Source organism: Acetobacter zythi, assembly GCF_963921165.1.
Lineage (GTDB): Bacteria > Pseudomonadota > Alphaproteobacteria > Acetobacterales > Acetobacteraceae > Acetobacter.
This window is the reverse complement of the sequence record NZ_CAWUEO010000026.1, coordinates 1-1,261: the sequence shown is the minus strand read 5'-3', so window position 1 is coordinate 1,261 and position 1,261 is coordinate 1. Positions and strand designations below refer to the sequence as shown.

Genomic DNA, 1,261 nt, shown 5'->3' with positions numbered 1-1,261 from the left:
GGCAGCGCGATCTGGTCACTGTTGTCGGCCATGCCGCCATGATCTCGGCAGGCGAGTTCGTGCAGATGTCGGGGCGCTGGTTCAATGATCACACCCACGGGTTGCAGTTCAAGGCGGAGTTTCTCAAAGCCAGTCCGCCGACCACGGTTGAGGGGATCGAGCGCTATCTTGGCTCCGGCATGATCCGGGGCATCGGTCCGGTCTACGCGAAGAAGCTGGTGAAAGCGTTCGGCGAGGCGGTGTTCGACCTGATCGAGCAGGAACCTGGACGTCTGCGGGAGGTGACGGGCATCGGCCCCAAGCGGGCCGAACGGATTGTCGGTGGCTGGGCGGACCAGAAGGTGATCCGCGAGATCATGCTGTTTCTGCACAGCAACGGCGTCGGCACCTCGCGGGCGGTAAGGATCTTCAAGACCTACGGGCAGGACGCGGTCCAACTGATCAGCGAGAACCCCTACCGGCTCGCGAAGGACATCCGGGGGATCGGCTTCAAGACCGCCGACCAGATTGCCCGGAAGATGGGGATTGCGGCCGACGCCATGATCCGGGTGCGGGCCGGGATCTCCTACGCGCTTGGCGAGGCCATGGATGAGGGGCATTGTGGCCTGCCGGTCCGGGAGTTGCTGACCAGCACCGCCGAACTGCTGGAGGTCGCGGCACCCCTGATCGAGACGGCTCTCACGTTGGAGCTGGAGGCGGGCGACGTTATTGCCGACAGCGTGGGCGAGACGGGATGCATCTTCCTGGCGGGTCTCTATCGCGCGGAGCAGAGCATCGCCGAGCGATTGCGTGCCTGTGTCGTCGGCCGTCCGCCCTGGCCCGAGATCGACGCTGGAAAGGCCATGACCTGGGTGGAACGGAAGACCGGGCTTGCGCTCGCGCCCAGCCAGCAGGAGGCGGTGCGCCTTGCCCTGAACAGCAAGGTGCTGGTGATCACGGGTGGTCCTGGCGTGGGCAAGACCACGCTGGTCAACGCCATCCTGAAGATCGTGACCGCCAAGGGCACGGACGTGCAGCTCTGCGCCCCGACCGGTCGGGCGGCGAAGCGCCTGTCGGAAAGCACCGGACTGGAAGGCAAGACCATCCATCGACTGCTGGAGACGGATCCGGCCAGTGGCACCTTCAAGCGGGATGATACCAACCCGCTGACCTGCGATCTGCTGGTCGTGGACGAGGCCAGCATGGTCGATGTGCTGCTGATGCGATCCCTGCTGCGCGCCTTGCCTGACAACGCCGCGTTGCTGATCGTCGGCGATGTGGA

1 protein-coding gene is annotated in these 1,261 nt (G+C 65.2%); it reads left to right on the top strand.

Going from position 1 to position 1,261, the window contains the following annotated elements:
• Positions 1-1,261 (top strand): AAA family ATPase (locus AABE20_RS10215; RefSeq protein ID WP_338332969.1); only part of this gene is annotated, 1,261 nt, incomplete at both ends.